The organism is Bacteroidetes bacterium GWF2_43_63 (assembly GCA_001769275.1).
Taxonomy (GTDB): domain Bacteria; phylum Bacteroidota; class Bacteroidia; order Bacteroidales; family DTU049; genus GWF2-43-63.
On the sequence record MEOQ01000032.1, the window covers coordinates 56,548 to 81,045 of the forward strand.

Genomic DNA, 24,498 nt, shown 5'->3' on the forward strand with positions numbered 1-24,498 from the left:
AAAAATATTTTTTTGCGGAAAAATATTTCTTTGTATCTTTGCAGTCCGAAAAAATTGGGGCATTAGCTCATTTGGCTAGAGCGTTTGACTGGCAGTCAAGAGGTAACGAGTTCGACTCTCGTATGCTCCACGAGGGAACCCGGGTTAGCCGGGTTTTTTTGTATGGAAAAGAATACATTATTTGGATTATTACCGGAAGAAATTGCCGCCATCGTTGAGAAATACGGTGCCCGCGCATACACCGCAAAACAAATTGCAGAGTGGATGTATGCACGGCGTGTTTTCAGCTACGATGAAATGAGCAATCTACCAAAGCATTTCCGTGATCAGTTGAAAAATGATTATCCGGAAATTTTGGTTCCATATTCAAATGTGCAGATTTCAAAAGATGGCACAAAAAAATATCTGTTCGAGTTTTCCGGTGGTCGAAGTGTTGAAACTGCCGTTATTCCCGATGATGACCGGCTAACGGTATGCGTTTCATCGCAGGCTGGATGTCGCTTTGGATGCCGTTTTTGCGCAACAGGTTCTATTGGCTATCATGGAAATCTGACGTCGGGCGAAATCCTGAATCAGCTGATGGCCATTGATGAACACGATAAAATTACAAACATCGTGTACATGGGTATGGGTGAGCCACTCGACAACTGGGCCGAAGTGTATAAGTCGCTTGAAATTCTGACTTCCGAAAAAGGATTTGGTTTGAGCGCAAGCAGAATCACGGTTTCGACCATCGGGATAAAAGCATCTTTCAAAGAATTGCTGGAAAAAACAAAGGTCAATATTGCCGTCAGTCTTCACAGTCCTTTCCCTGAAGAACGAATGCATATCATGCCTGCACAGATTTCAAATCCGGTTATCGATATTCTCGACATGATCGTTGCAGCGGATTTACCAAAGCACCGCAAGCTTTCGTTTGAATATATCTTATTCAAAGGAATCAATATCTCGAGAAGTCATGCTTTGAAACTGGCTGATATAGCCATTCGCTGCAATGCTCATATAAACCTGATTGTGTATAATGACGTTCCGGGATTAAATTTTGAAGCTCCTATCGAAAGAGAGGTCCTTACTTTTCAGAATGAACTCATAAAAAAAGGAGCCACCGCAACGATTCGTCGTTCCCGTGGACTTGATATTGCAGCTGCCTGCGGCACGCTTGCCGGAAAGAGATAAAGCCGGGCGGTGATCTGGAAAACGAATTGTATTATCAGTCCTGTTTTTTCAACAGTTTGAAAATGGCTATATTTTCACCTGAAATCACCTGAACAAAGTATGTTCCCGGATTTCCAAAAATTTCATCTTCTATAATGTTTGTTTCAGGAAACAATTTCCTGCTGACGACTTTTCCGTATGCATCAAATATTGTTACTTCTGGTGTTTCAGCGGTGTGACTAAAGTGAATGGTAATCTTCCCGTCCGTTGGATTTGGGAAAACAGAAATGCCCCCTGAAAATGAATTTTCAATTATTTCAACGGGATACACAGGATAACAATCTGAGGTATCAGTGCAATTGTGTTGGGAAATAATGCAAGCAAAATATCCTGATTGCGATGGAGAAAAACTCTGATTTGTTTCACTGGGAATGATATTGAAAGTCGGACATTCCACCCATTGGTATAGGCAGTTTTGCTGAGCTATCAGGGTTACGGAATCCGACTGAATGACATTGCTTGGTGTGTTGTTGATTGTCAGATGTAAAACTACAACACTGTCACAGCCAAAAGCGGTCGGAATTGTATATGTGTATGTGCCGGATGAAGTAAGAACATTGTTATCTGGAGCTATATATGAATCGCACGAAGATGCAAAAATCTCATTGGCATCGTTTATAACCTCTATCTCAATTGTATCTGATAATGTCAGTCCTGAAGCGGCATCTGTTACAACTACAATAAAAGTACTGTCATGTGTTGGGTAAACAGCCTGCGGCTCATTTGTATTTATACCATTTGACCATGAAAATAATGACGCATTGTTTGAATTAATGATGATTTCATCAATCCCCCAGTTATCATATCCGGGGCCGCTGGTGTATATCTGAGCCCATCTTATTTTTACAGAATCACTAATAGCGCCTGCTGGTATTAAGCCAGTATGTGCTGACCATGTATATATTGGTCCAGTGGAGGTCATATTTGCAGGCCAATTTTTCAGATCTGTCCAAGTATTAAATGGAGGAAGTGAATATTGCAGATATATTCCTTCGTTAGTCATATCGGGATCTTCGCAGTCGACTGTATTTTCATCTGCTCCGTACCGGCACATGAAGGAAATTGTGACTCCATTTGGAGCGTAAATTGATTTTGTAGTTATTTCCCTAGGTAAAGTCGAATTGTAACCGAACCAGCAATTATGTCCAAATTGATATGTTGTTGAGTCGCAAGGATTAGTAAATAAAACTCCACCAGAAGATGTTGCGCCTGGGCCAACCATCGATGAGTCAAAACCGACAACCAGTAAAGTGCTGTCGCTGCGATACAGCGCTGATAAAAAAACTTCTTCGCCGGCGCAAATGGTTGTTTTGTTTGCCACAACTTCCAAATATCCCTGTGAAAAAGCACAAATGGGAAAAATGATGAATATCACCAATATATGTCGTAGAAGACTACTAATAGTTTTCATTTATTGTTATTTTGAAACAAAATTATGAAATTTAGCAATACAAGTAATATTTCGATGAATGCTTTTTTTGTAATTTTGAAATTGTTTTATTTGCACATTCGCTATAATACCAGAAAAAGCTTCAGTGGCTATCTGGAATTTATTTCTGTGACAAAATCAACACGACCTTCAATAGTCCGAAATGCAATGGAGGACATGGAAGAGTCGGTTGCAGAGACCTCTGCCCAACTACTCCATGTTCTTCGAGGATTTTACACTGCCCTGCAGTGCTCCGAACTATGGAATGTTGGACTACCTTATTCCATCACTGGCATTATGAAGGATAATCATTTTGTTTTATGCCTGAAACCATTCTTGATCAATACCTTAACAACCTCAAATTCATTGTTCTCACAGACCGAGAGACAGGGCTGGCGACAGCCATTTATTTTGATTACACATTGCCCAATATGCATTGCGAAATTTATGGGCAAGCGGTGAGCGAGTATTCCGCAAAAGGCCTTCGCATCGGCATGTCGGGTGGGGGACGCATTACAAAAATCGGTAATTATATTGTTTTACATAGCCGCTCAGGACAATATGGCCGCTACGAAGATGTGGATGCTCTGCGACTTGCACCCTTACATCCAATGCTTTGTGATCGGGGATTTGTTTTTCTTTCACAGTCAGGCGAAGACAATGCGCTGGTGGTGGTAAGGGAGTATGAGGCGAAAATGTAATAGGAGCAAGTTTGGCAACGTATTTACTTCGCACGCATTTGGTGATTATTCGTCACAAAATTGGTTCCGTAACAGTTGGCCGCAATCTGTAAATCACCGACACAATAATCAGACTCAGTATTGCCGAAAAGAAGCACCAGACCGACACAAAGAAATCCAGGTAAAAAACTCCGGTTACGAGATAAGCCACAAAGACTGAAATCCCGAAAAGTTTCATTCCTTTAATCGATGATACCATCAGGGATCCAATGGTGGCCATGGCATAGAAAACGCTTACAATTGGAGTCATGATTACCGGATATCCGAACGTGTAGAAAATGTGACACTCTTCAATTACACCATCGACCGGGAAAATCATCATGCAGGACAGAAAATAGAGTGACACCATGACACCAACGGCCACCATAATTTTCAGAAATTTTCTTTTTCGTTCATTGGATTCAAGTTTTAAAACTGCAAATGGAACCCATGTTGGCCAGAAAATCTGAGCGAAAAAAAGAAATAAATAAGTGCATGGTTCTTTAAACATGGCATATTCAGAATTTGACAGCGACAGCCAGAGAAATCCTTCTGTAATTTGTTGTGCCGCAAAGAGAAGCGGAATGCCGGCAAATGGCAGCTGTTTTGGATGAGTCGCTGTTTTCATTGAGGCGACCCCCATCACCGTCAGAATGGCTCCTGCCCCGAAACTAGCTGTAGCTGAGAAACACATGGTTTTTCCTGTTAGAAAGTATAATTTATTCCGGCTCAAAAGTAACACGAAAATTACTGCGGAAGATTAAATCAGTGGTAATTCGGAAAATATTTTTCCACAGTTGGAACAATTGCTCCTGTGAACGCATATGGTGCCGCCGCATTCGTGACAGGTCCATTTCAATGACTCTTCGCTGAGAAAACACTTATTCCTTTATCAATATACTTGTACCGGTTTGTTGATCGGATCTGATTTTCAGCAAATATGCACCTGCTGATAAATTTCTGAGATCGATGGTTTCATTTGGTTGCAGTATTGTAAACAACATTGTTCTTCCGGTCATATCGCAAATGGTGACTTCTGCGGCGCTGGATGTCTGATCTTCAACTTCAATATTTATAAAATCTCTGAATGGATTTGGGAATGCGATTATTTTAATTTTTTCGTCATTGTATTCATTCAGTCCAGTCATATCCCAGTGGCATGAATCAGCGCCTGTTGGCGAATTTATGTAATAGGTGGCGGTATCCGAAAAACAGAGGGTGAATAAATTCCATTCAAATTCATACAGAAATGGAGATAGAAGATCTTTTGTACTACCGATTCCTTCAATCCAATATTCAGGATAGAACAATAAGTTGCTGTTTTGAATTTCATATCGTTTCCGGTAGCTTGTCCCAATCATCACAGAATCTATTGCGATGACTTTGATCAGAGCTACTCCCTGATGAATCTGCAATGTGTCTCCTGCATGCAAATTATTGAAAGTGTAAAGCAGATGTTCAGTCGTGTAGTCGGTCAACGTGCCTGGGGAGCCGGTTTCCTGAAGGGATGAGTCTGGGAAAAAATAAATCTGTCTGAGGGAATCTTCTCTCAATCCTCCTATAAACACGCTTGCAGACGGAGAATCGGTTGCTTTGTAATAGAGTTTGTTATACGATTTCCCTCCAAGAACGGTGTCTCCTTCCATGATATATTGATAATTGACACCCCATTGTCCAGTCGGTGCGCCATTCCACCAGTAATACTGGTTCCAGTTGGCAAGGTCGGTGGGAAACGGGTAATAGTTCTGACTTTTCAATGAACCTGCGCTGGCAAGCATTGTTACAAGGAATATTAAAAGGAACTTCTTCATTTTAGTGTTTTTTAGAAAAGCAAAAATTGTCGTGGAATTTCAGGTTGCAATCAATGCAACAAATACAACTCTCCGCTGTAATCGTGTTGAAGTCCGTCGGTGAATTCAGCATGAAAATAATAGTAGTAAAGCCCGCCTGAAATGCTGCTGCCGGGATTCCAGCAGGTATATATATTTGTAGTTCTCCACATCTCAATTCCATCCTGATCGGTTACAATCAGCAGACATTTCGAAACATCGTCAGCATCGATGCACCACATTTCATTATATCCGTCATTGTCGGGTGAAAAAGAATTTGGAATGCGGATACGCTCATCCCAGTTATGATCATAATTATTCTCACAGGAAAATAGGAATGAGAAAGCAATGATGATAAAAAAGAATTTTGCTTTCATAGTATCAGAGATTAATTGAAAAAACAAGTCGCGATTGCTGCAAACAAAATTCTTCTGAAACGGGCTTGACAAAAGCGAATGAAGCTACTCCTGCAGAAATCTTTTTCCCTGAATACAAAAGCATGACTCCGCCCGATTTATTGGTTGACAATTGGATTCCCAAACAGACGCGGTGAAACTGATAGGTCGATTCAATATTGAAAATGTGATGTTTAAGCTGATTCATTCTCCAACCTGCGGCGATGGTGCGGAATCCGTTACGAGTATCATTGTAATATCCTCCTGTAAACCGCATCCCGCCTGTGTATTCATTGTATGAAACAAAGCTGATATTCGGCGTAGTCAGGTCATAAAACCTTGCCGTAGCAAACAAGTGAGGTGCTGTAAAAACCAGATGTCCGTGAAATGTTGCAACGGCTTTGCTTAACTGATCCATTGGCTTAACCTGATTTGACTCAATTATTGTGTCTGAAATCGTTAGCTGATCGGGAAAAACAAGACTCTCCCAGTTTAATTTGCATGCAAGTACATGAAAAGACATTCCTGCTGCCAAAGAATAATCCGGATTTTTTAAAAAATCGTACAGCACGCTTATACCGCCATTTGAAGAATTGTACATGTATGATGCAGCGTAATTCCAGTCTGCCGAATAAGTGAAACGTGATTTTTTCGACGGATTGAAATAAATTTCCACATCGGAATTAACAAAGACAGATGGCTTATCAACTGAAAAATCGGGGCCGGCCGATGCCCTAAAAAAGGCCTCTCCTGGATTCTGCGGGAAAACCGAACAAGCTTCACCGGGAAATAAAAGCGGCACCCGGAGCGAATCCTGTGCATTCATCCATAATGGGATTATAAAAATGAGAAAAATAAATTTTCGCATAAAATCCATTTTTTGACTAACAAATGTAATCGATATTTTATCCAAAACAAAATAATTTCTTAACAACCGGATTTTCCTTCTTGCGTTGTATCACAAATTTTTCTGGGCGCGCGTCTCCCGCTTGCAACGTTTTACGTTGACGCATGACCACTCTCCTCTACGGGTGCTGCGCGCGTTTTACCCGGGGTAGCTTCGCTTCGCTCGCAACCATGGGCTACCAATATTTGATCCCTACGGGATCGTTTTGTGCTTCGCAGCTTTTTTTATGGCTTCGCCACTGACCACTGGCAACTGGCTACTGGAAACTATTTTTGTATCTTTGCTTCGTATTTAATTAAAATGAAAATTTCAGCCTCGCTTTATAGTGCCAATGCAACCGATTTGCGCGAGCTGGTGCGCGAACTCGACGCCTACCAGTCCGACTGGTTTCACATTGATTGCAACGATGATCCATCGGTTTTTGATGATATAAAAGAGATCCGTAACTATTCGGATACGCCCATCGATTTACACATCATCAGTCCGGAGCCTCAGAAATACTATGATCAGATTATTGATGCCGGAGTTGAATATGTGACATTGCAATACGAAGCCATTGAAAACTGGCAGCCAATGCCGGTTGCATTCAAAGGTCAATTGGGAATTGCAGTTACTACTGACACAGATATCGCGGTGTTTGATCGTTTCGCCGACAACGCTTCTTTCATTTTATTTATGGCCACCACGCCCGGAAAGAGCGGGGAGCCGTTTCAACAGAAAAATTTCAGAAAGATCCGCGAATTCAGAAATAAATATCCCGATAAAAAAATTCATGTTGATGGCGGTATCAATGCAGAGCTTTCTTTCATCCTGCGCAATATGGGCGTGACAGCCGTTGTGGTTGGTTCCTACCTGCTGCGTCAGGAATTTATTGGTTCGGCCATGATGAAACTGCGTAGCAATACCGGAAGCGAATATAGGGTAAGTGATTTCATGCTGAACCGCGATGAAATTCCGACTGTGACACGCAATGAATATACTTTTCCGCAGTTGCTGAAAGTCATCGAAGACTACAAACTTGGTTTTGCCAACATCGTGGATGAAAACGACATGCTGTTGGGAATCGCATCCATGGCTGATGTGCGTAAAGCTTTGCTGAAGCATTGGCCGACATTGGAAAACCTGAAGGTGGAAGACGTGATGAATTCGCACCCTGCGCTGATCCGCAGCAACAATACGGTGTATGATATGCTTCAGTATGTAAAAAATCTTTCATTTCCTGTGTTGTTCCTTCCCGTGATTGATGAAAGCGGAAGACTGGCAGGCACAGTGAAATTCAACAATCTCATAAAAGGTGAATTATGATTATTCAACTCAGAAATAATATTTCAGATTCTCAGATTCAAGCGCTGGCAGCGGCTTGCGAAGGTGTTGTCGTTAAAGATGAATCAAACATATTGGTCGTTACGCCTTCGGCAATGAAAACCATAGATTCGAAATTTAGCGACAATATTGAAAAAAGCTGGATCATGGATTCCGACATTCAGCTTTCATCCAGAAAATTCAAAGCCGAAACCCGCCAGATAAATATTGGAAAATTTACGTCAGGAAATGCCCAAACATTGCTCACCATCGGACCTTGCGGCGTTGAAGGTGAAGAAATGATGGAGCAAACAGCTAAGTTGATTGTTGAATCCGGGTTGACCAGTATTCGCGCCGGAGCTTTCAAACCCCGCACTTCGCCTTACAGTTTTCAGGGCATGGGTGAAGACGGATTGAAATTACTCGCAAAAATGCGTGAGAAATATGGATTGTCGGTTGTGACCGAAGTGCGCGACAGCACGCATGTTCAGCTGGTGCTCGATTATGCTGATGTGATTCAGATTGGCGCAAAAGCTATGTATGATCATGGCATATTGCGCGCCTGTGGCCGTTCTCAGAAGCCTATTCTAATTAAGCGCGGATTCGGAACGACGTTGCAGGAATTTGTTCAGGCAGCTGAATTTGTTTTGTCAGGCGGAAATCCGAATGTGATGTTGTGCGAACGTGGCATCAGGACCTTTGAAACAAAATCGCGGTTTACATTGGATTTGTGTGGTGTAGCTTATTTGAAAGAGAACACAAATTTGCCAGTAATTCTCGATCCAAGTCATGCCATGGGGTATGCGTATGGAGTTCCTGACCTGGCGCGGGCTTGCATGGCTATGGGCGTTGACGGTTTGCTTATTGAAGTGCATCCAAATCCTTCAGTGGCGAAGTCCGATGCATCGCAGCAATTGAATCACGAAACATTCAGAAAATTGCTTGAATCGCTAAAACCCATTGCTGCTGCGGTTGGACGAAGCATTGTTTAATAAATATACTGTCATCCTGAGCGGAGTCGAAGGATGAACAGCTATTTAAACGAGTATATATGCGTTATTTCGTTGCTGTCTACTCTTCGACTCCGCTCAGAGTGACAGCAATGGCAGCGAGAAATTATACAAACAAACTATGAAAACATTCATCAGCAATCTGAAAAAAATTATGGAAAGCGAAGGCTTGAGTGCTGAAGAGCTTTCTATAAAATGCGGGCTAGAACGTACTTCCATTCAGGCCTTTCTCAATGAACAATCATATCCAAAACCTTCAGAATTGGCTCAGATGGCCAAGGCTATGAAGTTGCCATTTGAAAGCTTTATACTTCCTGTTTTTAATATTCCGAAGACTTTTGATTGTCGCCTGCTGGCACTCGATGTGGATGGTGTGATGACTGATGGCGGCATGTTCGTTACATCCGACCAGAAAGAAATGAAAAAGTTCAATACCCGCGATGGAATGGCGATGAAAATTGCGGCCAGACTTGGGATTGAAGTTGGTTTTATCAGCAACGGTCTCATGGAAGAGCTGATTGGATATCGCGCTGAGATGATTCATGTGAACCGTTATTATGTCGGCAACGACAAAAAGCTGCCAGTGCTTGAGGGCTGGTGTAAGGAGCTGGGTATTGAGCTTTCACAGGTGGCCTATATCGGCGATGACATCAACGATCTGGATGTAATTAGAAAAGTCGGATTGAGCGCCTGTCCGGCCGATGCTACACCGGCAGTTAAAGCAGAGGTAGATTTTGTGCTTCGCACCAAGGGAGGCAAAGGCTGTGTGCGCGAATTTGGCGAAATGCTGGGATGGACCAGGTAGTTGTGGTTAACGGTTATTGGTTAATAGTTAGCGGTTAATGGTTATTAGTTAATGGTTATTAGTTAATGGTTATTGGCGCAACGGCAGTGGTTTAAACGCTTTCAAATAATTCTTTCTGTTAATATAAATTCGGGTCGGAAATTTTTCTACCTTTGCACAAAATTTGAAATATGGACCCGAAAGTGGCTCTGTTTTCCGGCCAGGTAACTCTCCCTTTAGCACAAAAAATCGCTGAATCCTATGGTACAAAATTAGGCAGCGTAGAACTTATGCGTTTTTCGGATGGCGAGTTTCAGGTTTCCTTTGAGCAGACACTGCGTGGATCAGAATTGTTTCTGATTCAGTCAACCATGGCTCCGACAGAAAATTTATTCGAATTACTTCTGATGGTTGATGCTGCAAAACGTGCATCAGCTCATCATATCAACGCTGTGATTCCATATTTCGGTTTTGCCCGTCAGGATCGCAAAGACAAGCCCAGAGTAGCCATTGGCGCTAAAATGGTTGCCAATCTTTTGATGGCAGCTGGTGTTGATCGCGTAATCACGGTTGATTTGCATGCCGATCAGATTCAGGGATTTTTCGATATCCCGGTTGATCATTTATTTGCCTCTTCTATTTTTATTCCATATTTGCAGAGTCTCAATCTTGGAAAAAACATTGTGATGGCTTCTCCCGACACGGGCGGAACCAAACGGGCCAATGCCTATGCAAAATATCTGGATTGCGATATGGCTATTTGCTACAAGCAGCGCTCCAAGCCAAATCAGATCAGCAACATGGTGCTTATTGGCGATGTGAAAGGGAGAGATGTTGTTTTGCTTGATGATATTGTTGATACGGCAGGCACACTTTGCAAATCAGCTGAGCTGATGATGAATGCCGGAGCTAAAAGTGTTCGTGCTATGTGTACTCATGGCGTATTCAGTGGAAAAGCATACGAGAATATTGATAATTCTGTACTAACAGAACTTATTGTGACCGATACAATCATCAAAGATCACAAATCACCCAAGGTAAAAGTATTGTCTGTAGCAGAATTACTTGCCGATGTAATTAGTCGAAATCTCACCTGTGAGTCAATTAGTACTCACTTCAATTTAAACACTCTAATCTAAAACAAAAACAAATGAGAACAGTATCTATGAGCGGTTCCCTCAGAGGGGACGTAGGGAAAAAAGATGCGAAGCGTCTCCGTAAAGAAGGCCTGGTGCCATGCGTGCTTTATGGACAAAAAGAACAGATTCATTTCTTCACACAGGAGAAACAGTTCAAGGATGTGATTTACACGCCGAATGCATGTTTTGTAGAACTCAGCATCGACGGACATAAACATAATGCTCTTTTACAGGAAGTACAGTATCATCCTGTTTCAGACAACATCCTGCATGTTGACTTTTATGAATATGCCATGGATAAACCGGTGTCACTTTCAATTCCAGTAGGTTTTGTCGGAACATCACCCGGTGTACTCAAAGGGGGAAAGATGCAGCAGAAAGTCCGCAAGATTAAAGTAACTGCTTTGCCCGATAAAATGCCGGAAAAAGTAACCATTGATATTACGCCTCTTGACATCAATGACGCGGTAAGAGTTAAGGATATTGTGGCTACTGATTTCAAAATCAATCTTCCTGAAAACAATGTTCTGCTCATTATTAGTCCGTCCAGAAACGTTGTGGAAGAAACTCCAGGCGCGGAAGCCGCAGCTGCACCAGCAGCCGCTGCTGCGAAGAAGTAATTTCAGAAATATTGAATAAAAAAGGCAGGAATTTCCTGCCTTTTTTTATTTCTGTTAGATAACCGTCGAAGGGTTTCAAACCCTTCGACGGTTATCTGTATTAATCCAACAGCAGGAAATATGGCAGACGCGCCTGAACCCCATTCATCTGCGTTGCTTTTTTCCATGCTTCGTACAAAGGTGCAAATTCGCCGAGTTCCTGCTCGATTATTTTACCGCTTTCTACTTTTGTTTCATTTCCGAAATCTTCCATCAGCGTCGAAAGAAAATCTTTCTGAATAGGAAGTTCTTCAACGGAATACTCTGTGAGATTGGCTGCCTGTGCTGCATAGGCTATGGCATCGTAAATGCCGCCCATTTCATCAACAAGCCCCAGACGCATAGCGTCAGTACCACACCAGATGCGTCCCTGGCCAATGCTGTCAACGTCAGCTGCTTTCATTTTACGGCCCTCAGCCACATGATTGATGAAAGTAGTGTAAATATCTTCAATCATAAATTGCAGCGTCGCTCTATCATATTCATTCAGCGGTTTCATGGTGCCAATGTAATCCGAATGCTGATTTGTTTTCACCTCATCAAATGTAATTCCGAGCTTTTCGTTGAACAATTTCTGCAAATTGGGAATCATTCCGAAAACACCGATGCTGCCAGTGAGTGTGGTTGGTTCTGCGTAAATTTTACGCGCGGCACAACTGATGTAATATCCGCCCGAAGCAGCATAATCGCCCATCGAAACAATCACCGGCTTGGCTTTGTTTGCAAGGTAAACTTCGCGCCAGATCATATCCGAAGCAAGGGCGTCGCCTCCCGGGCTGTTAACGCGCAATACAATGGCTTTGATGCTCGAATCGGCCGCTGCATCGCGTATAACCTTTGACATATGTTTGCCGCTGATGGTTCCATGCTGGTATTTGCCATTGTTTATTTCGCCAAAAGCATAAATCACCGCAATGCGATTTTTGTTATAACTCAGCAGTTTTTCCTTAATTCCTTTAAAATAATCACTCATTGAAATATAAGGAATTTCGCCTGTCTGAACTGATTTCGCCAGAATCATTTTATTCAGTTCATCGCGATAAATCAGACTGTCCACAACGCCGTATTTCAGCGCGCCTTCGGCACTAAGAGCAAACAGACTATCGGCCACCATGTTCATTTTTGCAGTATCTGATTTTCGGCTGGCTGCAATTTCTTTCACCAGGTGTCCCCAGATACCATCGGCGAAAGTCTGCAGCTGAAGCCGGTTCTCGTCGCTCATTTTTTCAAGGATGAAAGGTTCCACAGCGCTTTTAAATTTACCGTGACGAATGATTTGCATATCCACACTCAGCTTTGCAAGCGCGTTTTTGAAAAACATGGTCTGCATGTATATACCTTTGAAATCGACCGCGCCTTCCGGATTGAGATATACTTTGTCGGCGGCGGTAGCCAGATAATATGCTTTTTGAGAATAGTTGTCGCCGTAGGCAATAACGAATTTTCCAGAGGCCTTAAAGGTGTCAATCTGATTGCGAATGGCTTCGGTTGTAGCATAGCCGGCATTGACATCACTCAGGTCGAGCAGGATCCCGCTTACGCGCTCGTCTGTAGCTGCATATTTAATGGTACGCAGAATATTGTTGAGCCCCATGGCGGTTTCCGACGACATGGAACCGAAATCCATATTGTCAAATGGATTGTCAGATGAACGTTCTGAAATGGCTTTGTTCAGCTCAATTACAAGAACGGATTTGTCCTGAATTTTCACTTCTTCGCTGCCACCCGACATCAGGCCGGAAATCACAGCAAACATGATCACAAACACAACCAGTACTGTTAGCAGACAGCCGGTCATGGAGGCAAACATCATTTTGAAAAATTCTTTCATAGGTTTAAGGTTTTTTGTTTTGGTAAAAGTAAGAATTTATTTTTCGTCTACAACTTTCGATCGACAAGACAGTTATAATGCTATACATGCGAGCTTCGTACATCTGTGCAGCGGGAGAATGTAGTGGCCAGTAGTCAGTGGCCAGTATTCAGTAGCCAGTTAATTTTCACTCACAACTGACTACTGTTCCTTGCTGGCGGCAATTAAAAAAGGTACCGGAAGAAATCCTCGCCCTCCGATACCTTTTTGCAAAATAAACCAACCATGCATAAGACGAAGGTGTTTTTGATTTGTTACAGGCCGGGTGAAATATTTCTTTTTTGTAACTTTGAAAAAAATTACACCATGGAAAAACTGTCATCTTTATTGGAACCCGGTTTTGTTTTCGGGGAGAAAATGCGCGTATTGCTGAACCATGCAAAAGCAAACAATTTTGCAATTCCCGCAGTGAATGTGGTCGGCACCGACTCAATCAATGCCGTGCTCGAAGCAGCTATGCAGGCCAAAGCACCGGTTATGATTCAGTTCTCGAATGGTGGGGGACAATTCTACGCAGGCAAAGCGTTGCCGAACGATGCGTATCAGGCCAGCATTGCAGGCTCAATTTCGGGTGCTGAACATATTCACCGCGTAGCCGCTATGTATGGCGTACCCGTGATTATTCACACCGACCATGCTGCAAAAAAACTGTTGCCTTGGATCGATGGTCTGCTCGATGCCGGTGAGAAATTCTACGCACAGCACAAGAAGCCACTTTTCAGCAGTCACATGCTCGATCTGAGCGAAGAATCGCTGGAGGAAAATATTGAAATCTGTAAAAAATATCTCGCACGTATGTCGAAAATCGGCATGACACTCGAAATCGAACTCGGCGTTACCGGCGGCGAAGAAGATGGGGTGGACAATACCCATGTCGATAATGCCAAGTTGTACACCCAGCCTGAACATGTTGCCTATGCATACGAAGAACTGCTGAAAATTTCGCCCGATTTCACGATCGCTGCTTCTTTCGGAAACGTGCATGGTGTTTACAAACCGGGCAATGTGAAATTAATGCCTGTGATTCTGAAAAACAGTCAGGATTTTATTCAGAATAAATTCAACACCCAGGAAAAGCCGGTGAATTTCGTATTCCATGGCGGAAGCGGCTCCACACGCGAAGAAATTCGTGAAGCCATTTCTTACGGCGTTATCAAGATGAACATCGATACCGACACGCAGTGGGCTATGTGGGAAGGCGTAATGAATTTCTACAAAAAGAACGAAGGCTACCTGCAAGGCCAGATCGGCAATCCCGAAGGTGAAGACAAACCGAACAAAAAATATTACGATCCGCGCGTTTGGTTACGTGAAGGCGGAAAGTCGCTTGTGAAGCGCCTGATGGTGGCTTTTGAGGATCTGAACGCTTTGGGTTCATACTGAGAAAGAGCTTCGGAAAAGCATTGAATTTTGAATGGTGAGCAGTGATGACATTGCTCACTTTTTTTGTCAGTCGTTTATTGTAATTGTCATGATAATTATCACCAGCGCTGACACAAAGACGCTTTTTTTGGCAGAAAAGTAGGTGTTTTCGTCGGGGAATAGTATTTGTCAATGGCAAACATCTAAATAAATGCATATGAAATCTTCGATAAATGGAAAGTGGCTCGGGAATATGGCTTTTGAAGCAGAAGTCAGTGGTCATAAACTAATAATGGATGTTTCGGCAGAAGGCAACGGAGAGAATCTCGGCCCACGTCCAAAAGAGCTGATGATGGCAGCATTGCTGGGCTGCACGGGGATGGATGTTGTCAGCATTCTTAAAAAAATGCACGTCGAATATGATTCCCTGGATATACGAATTGAATCGGAAGTAACCGAAGAGCATCCGAAACATTATTCGGCCATGCACATTATTTATAGTTTTCGTGGAAAAGAACTTCCTTTGGACAAGCTTGAAAAAGCGATTGAAATGTCGCAGGAAAAATATTGCGGCGTTTCTGCCGTGTATAAAAAAGCCATGCCGATAACGCATGAAATCAGAATTAACGAATAACCAAAAAACAAAACAAAATGACACTCGACACCAATCTTACACATGTTGAAACTGCCGCTGACTGGCAGAAAATAATCAGTGAAAACGAAAATGTAATGATCACCTGCGGTCGCATGGGACCCATGTGTATTCCTGTTTACGCGGTGATGGAAGAAATTGAAAGCGAATACAGTCATGTGAAATTTGCCGACATGATGTTTGATTCTCCCGAATCGCATGTAATTCGCAATGCACCCGAAGTACGTGGCTTTATGGGAATTCCGTTTGTCATGTATTATAAAAACGGTAAAGTTGTAAAAGCGACAAGCAGCATACAGAGCGAAGATCAGGTGCGTACTATTTTGAATGAAAGTTTCGGTGAACCCGCAAAATAAGAAATCATGAGCGCTACAATGCAATACGATGTGATTGTGATAGGTGGAGGTCCGGCCGGATTAACGGCCGGCATCTACCTGTCGCGTGCAAAGCTGAACACATTGATTTTGAATATGGGTGTTGCAGGCGGCCAGATGATTCTGACACACGAAATCGCCAATTATCCGGGGGTGGAAAGCACAAGTGGCTACAAGCTTGCGTCTGTCATGAAAAAGCAGGCACAATCGTTTGGGGCAACCATAAAAACTATTTCTGTTCAGCCTGAAATTAAGGAAGAGGGCAACATGAAAATTGTCCGGGTTGGCGATGCTGTTTATTCGGCATACACTGTAATCCTTGCTCCCGGCGGCGCTCCGCGTATGCTTGGTGTGAAAGGCGAACAGGAATTCAAAGGCCTCGGCGTGAGTTATTGCGCCACTTGCGATGGTGAATTTTTTAGTGGAAAAGATATTTTTGTAGTTGGAGGCGGAAATTCCGCACTCGAAGAATCAGTGTCGCTTGCAAAATATGCAAACAAAATCACCATCGTTCATCAGTTCGACAGTTTTCAGGCATTTCCGGCATATGTAGATGAAGCGAAGAACAATCCAAAGATTGATTTTATCATGGAAGCAGAACTACGTGAATTTGCCGGTGATGGTAAACTTGAACGGGTATTGTTGCATCATAAAAAAAGCGGAAAGGAAGAATGGTTCAATGCTGGTGGAGCATTTGTATTCATTGGCTATCAGCCTAACACAGCGTTTTTGAAAGATATTATTCCATTAAACGAGCGAGGTGAAATAGTGGTGAATGCCGATATGGAAACAGCAGTACCAGGCATCTATGCTGCCGGTGACAGCATCGCAAAAAAATATCGTCAGGTCACAACGGCTGTTGGTGAAGCTACCATTGCTGCATTAGCAGCTGCTTCGCGCACCTGGGAATTGAAAAAGTAATCATTAAAAAATTAAAGTTATGCCAGTCTGGTTGATCGTATTGATAAGTGTTGTTGGATTATTTGTCCTGATCATTGTACGTAGTTATTTAAAATTAAAAAATTCTTCAAACGACGCTGGCAGCGAGCATTTGCTGCATCTGACTGATACTGACTTTCAGAAGAAAATTTCTACCGGAGTCACTTTGGTAGATTTCTGGGCGGGTTGGTGCATGCCCTGCAAACTGCTGGGACCAACAATTAGTCAGCTTGCCGATGATAATGCCGGAGAAGCAAAAATCGCAAAACTCAATGTGGAAGAGTCGCAACGCACCGCTGCCAAGTATGGTGTGAGTAGCATTCCGACCGTTATCATTTTTAAGAACGGCAAAGAAATCAATCGCATTGTTGGTGTGAAACCAAAACAACACTATCAGAATCTGATTGATAAAGCCCTGAAATAATTTTCGCAAATAAACACCAGTGGTCAGTATTCAGTATTCAGTCGTGAGTAAAATTTAACTGGCAACTGTATTGTCGCTTGATCGTCCCCGGAGCCTTAAAGGGCATACGGGCTATTTTTATTTATCGCCTTCCGGCGAATAATTATGGAACTGCGTAGCTTTTTTTGACGCCTTCGGCACTCACCACTCAAAATCATTGGTTCATCTCGCCCCGGAGCGGCTTTTGCAGCATTGTTGCAAGTTCCTTTTCTTTGTATCCCTGTCCTAATAAAAACATAGCTTTTGCTATAGCAGCTTCCGTTGTTATATCATTTCCTGAGACAACGCCAAGATTCATCAAAGGCAGACTGGCTGCGTATTTCCCCATCTCGACCATGCCGCCTTTGCATTGTGTGACATTAAAAAGTGTTTTGCCGGTTGAAACAGCTTCGTGAATGGTTTTTACGAAGCTGCTGGTTGTTGGCGCGTTTCCCGAGCCAAAAGTTTCGAGAATAATCACATCAAGATTTTCTTGCAGCAGCACCGGGCGCGTGTATGCATCGGGCATTCCGGGAAAAAGCTTGAGAATTCCAACACGTGGCGAAAGCGCTTTGTGCACCTTCAGATTTTTGAAACTTGGTTTCGCAATAAACGCTTTGTTGAATTTTATTTTCACACCGATCTCGGCCAGTAAAGGATAATTGCCAGAGATAAAGGCGTTGAAGTTTTCTGCATTGATTTTCGAAGTGCGGTTTCCGCGGAAAATCCGGTTTTCGAAACAAATGGCAACTTCGGGAACCAGCGCGGTATCGTCGTCGTAGGAGGCCGCCACTTCAATTGCATTGATCAGATTTTCGCGTCCGTCGCTGCGAACCATGCCGAGCGGCAGTTGCGAACCGGTAAGAATTACGGGCTTGTTTAGATTCTCCAGCATAAAACTCAGCACCGATGCGGTGTATGCCATGGTATCGGATCCATGCAGAATTACAAATCCATCGTATTTCAGATAATTGATTTCGATAATTTCTACCAGATCTTTCCAGAATTCCGGATTCATATCGGATGAATCAATAATATTTTCCATGCTCAGCATTTCTATCTTCACCGGAAGGCTTTCCAGCACTGGCAGGTAATGATACATATTGTTGAGCTCAAGCGGGATGAGCGACCCGTCCGATTCGCGACGAATCATTCCGATGGTGCCGCCTGTGTATATTAGAAGTACGGATTTCTTACTGTTCATGTCGTCTGTATCTTTTGAAAAATCTGCAAAGCATTTCGGGTCGTGGCTTCTGCGATTGTTGCTTCGTTCACGCCGAGTGTTTGCGACAACAAAGTAACAACATATTTCAGATATGCAGGCTCGTTTCTTTTTCCGCGGAACGGCATGGGCGCCAGAAAAGGAGCATCGGTTTCGAGAACAATGTGATCAAGCCCGGTATAGGTCACAATTTCGCGCAGATTGCTGTTCTTAAAAGTAATCACACCGCTGATTCCAAGCTTGTAGCCGAGGTTTATGGCCGTAGTAGCGTCATCTTTTTCTCCGCTGAAACAATGCAAAACGCCGGTCACTTTTCCGTTGAATTCCGACATGATTTTCAAGGTTTCTTGCATCGAGCTGCGCTGATGTATGGATACAGGCAAATGCAGTCGGGAAGCAGTTTCCATCATATAGCGAAAGACAATTTCCTGCTCTTTGAAATACGTTTTATCCCAGTATAAATCGGTACCGATTTCACCCACAGCAATCCATGGAAAACCACCTTCGATTTCCTTTTCAAAATGCGCGATCTGTTCCTTGTAATCCGCATCAACACTGGTTGGATGAATACCGGTCATCCCATACATCAGACCCGGAAATTGTTCAACTATTTGTTTTACTTTTTCTGTGTGTTCCTTGTCAATATCGGGTATCAGCAATTTCTCAACTCCGGCTTCGCGGGCGCGCTTCGCAACGTTGCTCAGGTCTTCGTCAAATTGTGTAAGATAGAGATGAGTATGGGTGTCAATCAACATCATTTTTTTACAAAGAAACAGGAAAAATTCTGATTTTCAGTGAAAATTTGTAGAGAATATATGCCTTCAGCCAGTTGCGATACATTTATTTCAGAGCTGCTAAGTTGTTCTTCCATAACAAGACGTCCTGATTCGTCATGTATTCTGAAAATGGCTTCATCAGCTATGTTTGATCGAATAAAAATTACATTATCAACTGGATTCGGATAGAAATGAATTTCATTTTCACGGTTTTCACCGATGCCAACCGGATCAACAACAACAATGGTGATCGTGGCAGAATCGTCTGCGCAACTTGCTGAAACAGCTTCCAACAATACGGAGTAAGAAGCAGGTGTTGATGCATATGCGTGATATGGATTGATGTCGCTGCTGGTGGCTCCATCACCGAAATGCCAGAGATAAGAATCGGCATATTGTGACTGATTGGTGAAAACAACCAGTGGATTTGAAACCGGCACGGTATCGTTGGATACGATGAACTGCGCTTCGGCATTGGGTGAAACCACAATGTAGTTTGAATATTCAATCGTGTCGTTCCCGTATGAACTTACGGCAATCAGCCCTGCATCGTATGTTCCGGCATTGTTGTAAACAACAGTGCATTGATCGCTGGTTTGATTTATTAATGTTGCTCCGGGATAATTCCAGATAAGTGAAGTAGCATTCTGGCTCGTGGAGCTGAACACAACTGTATCGCCTGCGCAAACTGTCCTATTGTCTGCACTTAACTGAGAAACAGCAGCGGCATTTATCACCACAATGGTTGCGCTGGTTGTATCATTGGAACAACCGGATGCGTACGCCTCTAAAGTAACGGTGTATGTTCCAATTGTAGAATAAATATGTGAAGGATCTGTGGCGTTTGTAGTGGTCCCGTCACCAAAGTTCCAGACATAAGAATCTGCTCCGGCTGAAGTGTTGGTGAATGTTACATTCGGTGATGACATGTTAACTGTATCGGCAGATGCTGTAAATTGCGCTACAGCATTGGGTTGTACATTGATGTAGGAATTGTATGTAAGTGTATCACGCCCATTAAAATTTACAGTAATCAGTTGTGCCGAAAAGGTTCCCGGTGCATCGAAATTGAACGTTGCCTGATTGCCGTTCTGACTTGTGAGTGTTCCTCCTGAGCAGCTCCAGATGAGACTTTCAGCGTACTGACTTGTTGAAGTTAAAACGATGTTATTTCCCTGACAAATTGTAGTTTGATCTGCCGAAAACTGTGAAACAGGATTTGGATATCGTGACCATTTGATGGCATCGAATGCAATGGTATCTCCGTCTGTGCCTGTATAATCGCCAAGCCGTACAGTTGCTTCACCGGGGCACATAATAAATGTTCCTAACTGCACCCATGAATTTTTATTCGCACCCTGATTTATATGTACAGCAGTATCAGCACCAAGCCGGTTTATCTGATAAATGGCATTTGTTGTGCTTGTTCCTTTTGAAGGAATATAGGCGCTGACGATGAATTTGGCTGTATCACTTATGTTGGGAGTCCATGTAGTAAAACAGATGTCTGGATCTGTCATGCCGATGGTGTACCATGTATGACCATTGTAACCGACATTGTAATCACGGAAGTAGCGCTGCGTGCTGCCTAGCGTGCTGTTGTTTACATAAAATCCGTGATTGTAATAATTGTTGTCTATGATGGTGTCATTGTATACCGGTTCAGTTGTGCGGGCAGCAACGGTCCATGCAACGTAGCTGTAGGAGCCGCCGAGATTGGCCAGCCCGTTGTTATAGGTTGGCCAGTCGTACGAAACGCCAGCACCGTCATAATCACAGTAAGTAGCATCATTGCGGTCACCGTACGGATCATTGAACAACAGCGAATGTTGCGTATCATAATACCCAATGCATAACGTCAGATGCCCTGAAGTAGTCAGATAATTACAGATTGGATGGACATATCCGTTGTTGATTTCCGATAATGTCTGAGCCCATGTACAGCCGGTTGTCCAATACTGGTTCGATGCCGCATAATGCTGAACAATATATTCCTCCATACGGCTGTTAGGTCCGTAGGAGCCAGTCCACATATAACCGTACCCGCCATAGGTTGTGCCATCGGCCGCATCCAGCGCGGTTTCGCTGTAGTACCATTCGTTGAAGCGATAACGGTCTGCCACATAAGAACCAAAATTGTTTACATGTGGATCCCACGACATGCCGTGATCGACTGTTGTAGGCCAGGGCGGCAGCCGGTTGTAATAAGCAAATGCCATGGCCGAGGTTGTCGGCGCACAGCTCCAGTAGCCCGAATGCCAGTTTGGAGTGTCATAAACCTGATGTACATACGGTACGCTTCCGGGTACTGTTACAATCGCTAATGTACTTTTTGCAATTTCAAAAAAGTTCATCGGAAGACGTGCATTGTGTCTGTATATGCATTGCGGAGCATTGTTTATTTCAGAATAAATTCCAAGCGAAACCTGATCATGAAAATAAAATTTTCCGGATTTATCAAAGGCCGGATCGAAAAACAAATTTTCAGTATCACCTGCAATTAATGATTCAGCGCCGGTTTCAGGATTATGCATTTTTATTTCAGCGCGCGAAACCGTGTAATTTGTTGATTCAATAAAATTGAATGCAAGCAAATCCAGAGAAGGATGCCATTCGGCAGCAGTACCGTACAATGTTGTCACAATGCGGTTTTGCTCAGTATTGTAAATGAAAATTCTTTGCAGAGATGAAACAAATGAAATGAATTTTCCTGAAGGCGAAAATTCCGGAAGCGCGCATCCTACGGGGCTTATAGCGACAACCTCTTTAGTTTGCGTGTTGAACATCTGAAGCTGATCATTGTTGTCATTGTATACAACAAATTTTCCATCAGGCGAAGCAGCAGTATAATTGGCGTATGTGCCAGTTGCAAATTTTTCAGAAACCCCATTTTTTCTGTAAACTGTGAAACCTGACGTGTCGGATATAACAACATCGCCATTGGTTGAAAACGAGGGCTGGCCACATAATGGGGCGGGTTCTGCAAGAGATGTCGTTTTGCCGGTTGTAATATCAAGCAGTGCCGGCGTTTGCATTCCATCTTCTGCAATGTACTTGAATCCGATTGTCTTTCCATCAGGGCTCATTTGCATGTAGCGGCCGCATCCAGGCGCAGAAACCAGCGTTTTCAATTCACCGTTGTTGATCAGATAAATCTCATTGCAGTTGTTCGAACTGGCAACAATTCCGTAATCAGTCGGATGCAGATTGGAAAAGTATCCCTGCTCTTCAGCCCAGTAAGCATCGTGTGGACGGTTTTCCTGTGCAGTTGCAGAAGACAAAAGAAAAAAGGAAAAAGACAAAAGGATAAATAGATTTTTCATAACCCCCTGAAAATTTGTTTGATAAAACGTACAAAGATAAGGAATTAGGAATTATAATGAAAACCTGATCAAATGAAGCACCTTTTAACTTTATGAACTTTATAAACTTTCAACTGGCAGCGCTACTGCGCCACACCATTCCATTCCACCACACTGCAGGCACAGAAAAATCCTGCAATGTTGTGCCGGTCTGCATCAGGATCTGCATAATTGATGTATTGTGTCATATTACTGGTGGCATTGCCAGGGTGAGCCATTATAATACCATTGTTCCATTGTGTTTCAATAAGAATTTCGCGTAGCCATTCCGCGTATGGTCCAGAAATAGAATACCTGCGTTCCTTTATCAGCGTGCCTTTCGGAAATGTTACCGATTCAAGATCGGTTTGCAGAACTTCGCCCATATCAAGCGATCCAAGCGTATAGTAATATAAAACTGCTTTGTTCTCAAGGGTGTCATAGCCCGGAACACCGCTCCAGTCGAGCGATATCTCGTACATAGCAAACTTCGATGGATCGTAATTCTGACATACCGATGCAATTTTATATAAACTATCTGCTTCATTTACCAGCAACAAAGTTAGCGGCGAAAACAGCTCTGCAGGCGGCATTACATCAGTGCCGTCCCATCCTCCGCCAGGCAAAAACCGAAGCGCCAATTCATAGGAATGACCAGGAACACCGGCAAACACATCGTTCGAATAATAATGTCCGGGATTGAGTGTGTCTTCGGTGAACAGATAAATGGTAGTTCCATCAATGATTCTTACATCGGCTCCTGAAACCATGACCGGGACATTGTTTGCAGAAGTTACGGGCAAGCTCAGAATGACTTCCTGATTTTTTGTTTCATTGGTGAGCATGGCTTCCACAACCAGATATGGAAGTTTACCCTCATCCGTTGGCCATGCTGCTTCGCGTTCACACGAAGCAAATATCAGGACTGACAATATAATCAGAAATATATTTTTCATAACCTGAAACGATACGTTAATGAAGGAATAAAGCCCGCTACAGCAGTCGTCACCGGATTGATCAAAGCAGGATCACTGAAGTCTGATGGCAGCACAAAGTTGCCGTTGTCATCGACAATTTTATTGAAAGTAATGGCAATCGGATTGTGTCGGCCATATAGATTATAAATTCCGAATTCGAGATAGTGTTGCCATTTGCGCGAAGCTTTAGCCAGAGCCAGAGTTACCGAAATATCAAGCCGGTGATAATCCGGCAGGCGGTCGTTGTGGATCTTGTCATAAACCGGCACCAGGTGGTTCATATAGGTGTAGTAGCCAACCGGTGTCGTGACGGGCATTCCGGTCAGATAAATCCAGTTGGCAGTCAGTTTCCACCGATGACCATTGGTCCACGAAACATGCAATGAAATATTGTGCGGACGATCCCACATGGCAGGATAGGTACGGCCTTCGTTAAGCTCCGGTGTATTCACCAGCGATCTCGAATAAGTGTAACTGATCCACCCGGTGAGCGCTCCGCTGCTTTTGCGCGCCATCAGCTCAATACCATAGGCATTAATTTTCCCTTCTCTGACTTCGGCTTCCAGCAAGGGATTGAGCAACAAGTTGGCGTGATCAACATAATCAAGTTGATTGCGCATAAGTTTGTAATACGCCTCAGCAGAAAACAAAAATCCGTTTTTCAACAGGCGGTCGAAATATCCGATCGAAACCTGATCGGCGCGCTGTGGCTCAATGTTGGGGCCAGCCGGCACCCACGATTCAATTCCATTAAAAGGACTAATGCTGCTGCTCAGAATTTGCAGAAACTGATTGTTGCGTGTGTATGAAAACTTTAACTGGCGGCCGGTTACAGGTGCGTAGGTGATGACAAGACGAGGTTCAAGACATCGGAAAGAAATTATTTTTTCATTTAGTCCATAGTTGACAGTATCCGTGACATGGTACAATGAATCGAAGAAATATACCTGAGTCAGGCCATTGTTGCGCCATACAGGCTGCCGCAACCCGTAATTCAGAAACCACTTTTTGCCAAGTTTCTGCTCCGCTGAAAAATACAAAGTGCTGCTGGCACTTTTATAGGGTCAGATTAAAAACTTGGGGAGAAAGTGTATTTTTGGGTTCAAAAAATACACAAAATGGAAACAGATTTACTGCGATTGGTTTTACCAGAGA

Annotated in this window: 23 protein-coding genes and 1 tRNA gene; 13 read left to right on the forward strand and 11 right to left on the reverse strand. The window is 43.2% G+C overall.

The window, feature by feature from the left end; translation table 11 throughout:
- The first annotated feature begins 56 nt into the window (after positions 1–56).
- A tRNA-Ala gene (locus A2W93_00930) sits at positions 57–133 on the forward strand.
- Between the two features lie 29 nt (positions 134–162).
- A complete protein-coding gene (locus A2W93_00935; GenBank protein OFY54157.1) occupies positions 163–1,176 on the forward strand; it encodes a 23S rRNA (adenine(2503)-C(2))-methyltransferase in 1,014 nt (337 codons plus the stop codon).
- 34 nt (positions 1,177–1,210) lie between these two features.
- Here A2W93_00935 and A2W93_00940 read toward each other — a convergent pair whose 3' ends face one another.
- On the reverse strand, positions 1,211–2,593 hold the full coding sequence (locus tag A2W93_00940; protein ID OFY54158.1) for a hypothetical protein: 1,383 nt from the start codon (positions 2,591–2,593) through the stop codon (positions 1,211–1,213).
- 371 nt (positions 2,594–2,964) lie between these two features.
- Between A2W93_00940 and A2W93_00945 the strand changes: the two genes are divergently transcribed.
- Positions 2,965–3,345, forward strand: a complete 381-nt coding sequence (locus A2W93_00945; protein ID OFY54159.1) for a hypothetical protein — start codon at positions 2,965–2,967, stop codon at positions 3,343–3,345.
- A gap of 52 nt (positions 3,346–3,397) precedes the next feature.
- On the opposite strand, the gene A2W93_00950 is transcribed toward A2W93_00945, so the two are convergent.
- The 4 genes from A2W93_00950 to A2W93_00965 form a co-directional block, all read right to left on the reverse strand.
- A complete protein-coding gene (locus A2W93_00950) occupies positions 3,398–4,057 on the reverse strand; it encodes a hypothetical protein (protein OFY54160.1) in 660 nt (219 codons plus the stop codon).
- Between the two features lie 187 nt (positions 4,058–4,244).
- Positions 4,245–5,174, reverse strand: coding sequence for a hypothetical protein (locus A2W93_00955; protein ID OFY54161.1), 930 nt, complete (start codon positions 5,172–5,174; stop codon positions 4,245–4,247).
- 50 nt (positions 5,175–5,224) lie between these two features.
- Complete coding sequence (locus A2W93_00960; GenBank protein ID OFY54162.1) at positions 5,225–5,569, reverse strand: hypothetical protein; 345 nt, start codon at positions 5,567–5,569, stop codon at positions 5,225–5,227.
- Positions 5,570–5,573: 4 nt separating this feature from the next.
- On the reverse strand, positions 5,574–6,464 hold the full coding sequence (locus tag A2W93_00965) for a hypothetical protein (GenBank protein OFY54163.1): 891 nt from the start codon (positions 6,462–6,464) through the stop codon (positions 5,574–5,576).
- Positions 6,465–6,794: 330 nt separating this feature from the next.
- On the opposite strand from A2W93_00965, the gene A2W93_00970 reads away from it, so the two are divergent.
- The 5 genes from A2W93_00970 (at position 6,795) to A2W93_00990 (ending at position 11,349) form a co-directional block, all read left to right on the forward strand.
- Positions 6,795–7,799 carry a hypothetical protein gene (locus A2W93_00970; GenBank protein ID OFY54164.1) on the forward strand — a complete coding sequence of 335 codons (1,005 nt, stop codon included), beginning with the start codon at positions 6,795–6,797 and terminating at the stop codon, positions 7,797–7,799.
- Complete coding sequence (locus A2W93_00975; GenBank protein OFY54165.1) at positions 7,796–8,788, forward strand: 3-deoxy-7-phosphoheptulonate synthase; 993 nt, start codon at positions 7,796–7,798, stop codon at positions 8,786–8,788. The genes A2W93_00970 and A2W93_00975 overlap by 4 nt, the downstream gene beginning before the upstream one ends.
- 325 nt (positions 8,789–9,113) lie before the next feature.
- Complete coding sequence (locus A2W93_00980) at positions 9,114–9,611, forward strand: hypothetical protein (GenBank protein ID OFY54180.1); 498 nt, start codon at positions 9,114–9,116, stop codon at positions 9,609–9,611.
- A 170-nt stretch (positions 9,612–9,781) separates the two neighbouring features.
- Complete coding sequence (locus tag A2W93_00985; GenBank protein ID OFY54166.1) at positions 9,782–10,729, forward strand: ribose-phosphate pyrophosphokinase; 948 nt, start codon at positions 9,782–9,784, stop codon at positions 10,727–10,729.
- Between the two features lie 11 nt (positions 10,730–10,740).
- Positions 10,741–11,349 carry a 50S ribosomal protein L25/general stress protein Ctc gene (locus A2W93_00990; GenBank protein OFY54167.1) on the forward strand — a complete coding sequence of 203 codons (609 nt, stop codon included), beginning with the start codon at positions 10,741–10,743 and terminating at the stop codon, positions 11,347–11,349.
- 100 nt (positions 11,350–11,449) lie between these two features.
- On the opposite strand, the gene A2W93_00995 is transcribed toward A2W93_00990, so the two are convergent.
- Positions 11,450–13,219: a signal peptide peptidase SppA gene (locus A2W93_00995; GenBank protein OFY54168.1), complete on the reverse strand. Its 1,770-nt coding sequence runs from the start codon at positions 13,217–13,219 to the stop codon at positions 11,450–11,452.
- A gap of 345 nt (positions 13,220–13,564) precedes the next feature.
- Between A2W93_00995 and A2W93_01000 the strand changes: the two genes are divergently transcribed.
- The 5 genes from A2W93_01000 (at position 13,565) to A2W93_01020 (ending at position 17,009) form a co-directional block, all read left to right on the forward strand.
- Complete coding sequence (locus A2W93_01000; protein ID OFY54181.1) at positions 13,565–14,641, forward strand: class II fructose-bisphosphate aldolase; 1,077 nt, start codon at positions 13,565–13,567, stop codon at positions 14,639–14,641.
- Between the two features lie 196 nt (positions 14,642–14,837).
- Entirely contained in the window at positions 14,838–15,254 is a 417-nt protein-coding gene (locus A2W93_01005; GenBank protein ID OFY54182.1) for an osmotically inducible protein C, read from the forward strand.
- Positions 15,255–15,271: 17 nt separating this feature from the next.
- The gene (locus tag A2W93_01010; GenBank protein ID OFY54169.1) at positions 15,272–15,628 is read left to right on the forward strand and encodes a hypothetical protein; all 357 of its coding nucleotides are present in this window, start codon (positions 15,272–15,274) and stop codon (positions 15,626–15,628) included.
- Positions 15,629–15,646: 18 nt separating this feature from the next.
- Positions 15,647–16,567: a pyridine nucleotide-disulfide oxidoreductase gene (locus A2W93_01015; GenBank protein OFY54183.1), complete on the forward strand. Its 921-nt coding sequence runs from the start codon at positions 15,647–15,649 to the stop codon at positions 16,565–16,567.
- Between the two features lie 130 nt (positions 16,568–16,697).
- Positions 16,698–17,009, forward strand: a complete 312-nt coding sequence (locus A2W93_01020; GenBank protein OFY54184.1) for a thioredoxin — start codon at positions 16,698–16,700, stop codon at positions 17,007–17,009.
- A gap of 193 nt (positions 17,010–17,202) precedes the next feature.
- On the opposite strand, the gene A2W93_01025 is transcribed toward A2W93_01020, so the two are convergent.
- The 5 genes from A2W93_01025 to A2W93_01045 form a co-directional block, all read right to left on the reverse strand.
- On the reverse strand, positions 17,203–18,231 hold the full coding sequence (locus A2W93_01025) for an L-asparaginase 1 (GenBank protein ID OFY54170.1): 1,029 nt from the start codon (positions 18,229–18,231) through the stop codon (positions 17,203–17,205).
- Positions 18,228–19,004, reverse strand: a complete 777-nt coding sequence (locus A2W93_01030) for a hypothetical protein (protein OFY54185.1) — start codon at positions 19,002–19,004, stop codon at positions 18,228–18,230. The genes A2W93_01025 and A2W93_01030 overlap by 4 nt, the downstream gene beginning before the upstream one ends.
- Positions 19,004–22,348, reverse strand: coding sequence for a hypothetical protein (locus A2W93_01035; GenBank protein ID OFY54171.1), 3,345 nt, complete (start codon positions 22,346–22,348; stop codon positions 19,004–19,006). The genes A2W93_01030 and A2W93_01035 overlap by 1 nt, the downstream gene beginning before the upstream one ends.
- 122 nt (positions 22,349–22,470) lie before the next feature.
- On the reverse strand, positions 22,471–23,322 hold the full coding sequence (locus A2W93_01040) for a hypothetical protein (protein ID OFY54172.1): 852 nt from the start codon (positions 23,320–23,322) through the stop codon (positions 22,471–22,473).
- On the reverse strand, positions 23,319–24,383 hold the full coding sequence (locus A2W93_01045; protein ID OFY54173.1) for a hypothetical protein: 1,065 nt from the start codon (positions 24,381–24,383) through the stop codon (positions 23,319–23,321). The genes A2W93_01040 and A2W93_01045 overlap by 4 nt, the downstream gene beginning before the upstream one ends.
- Positions 24,384–24,498: the final 115 nt, after the last annotated feature.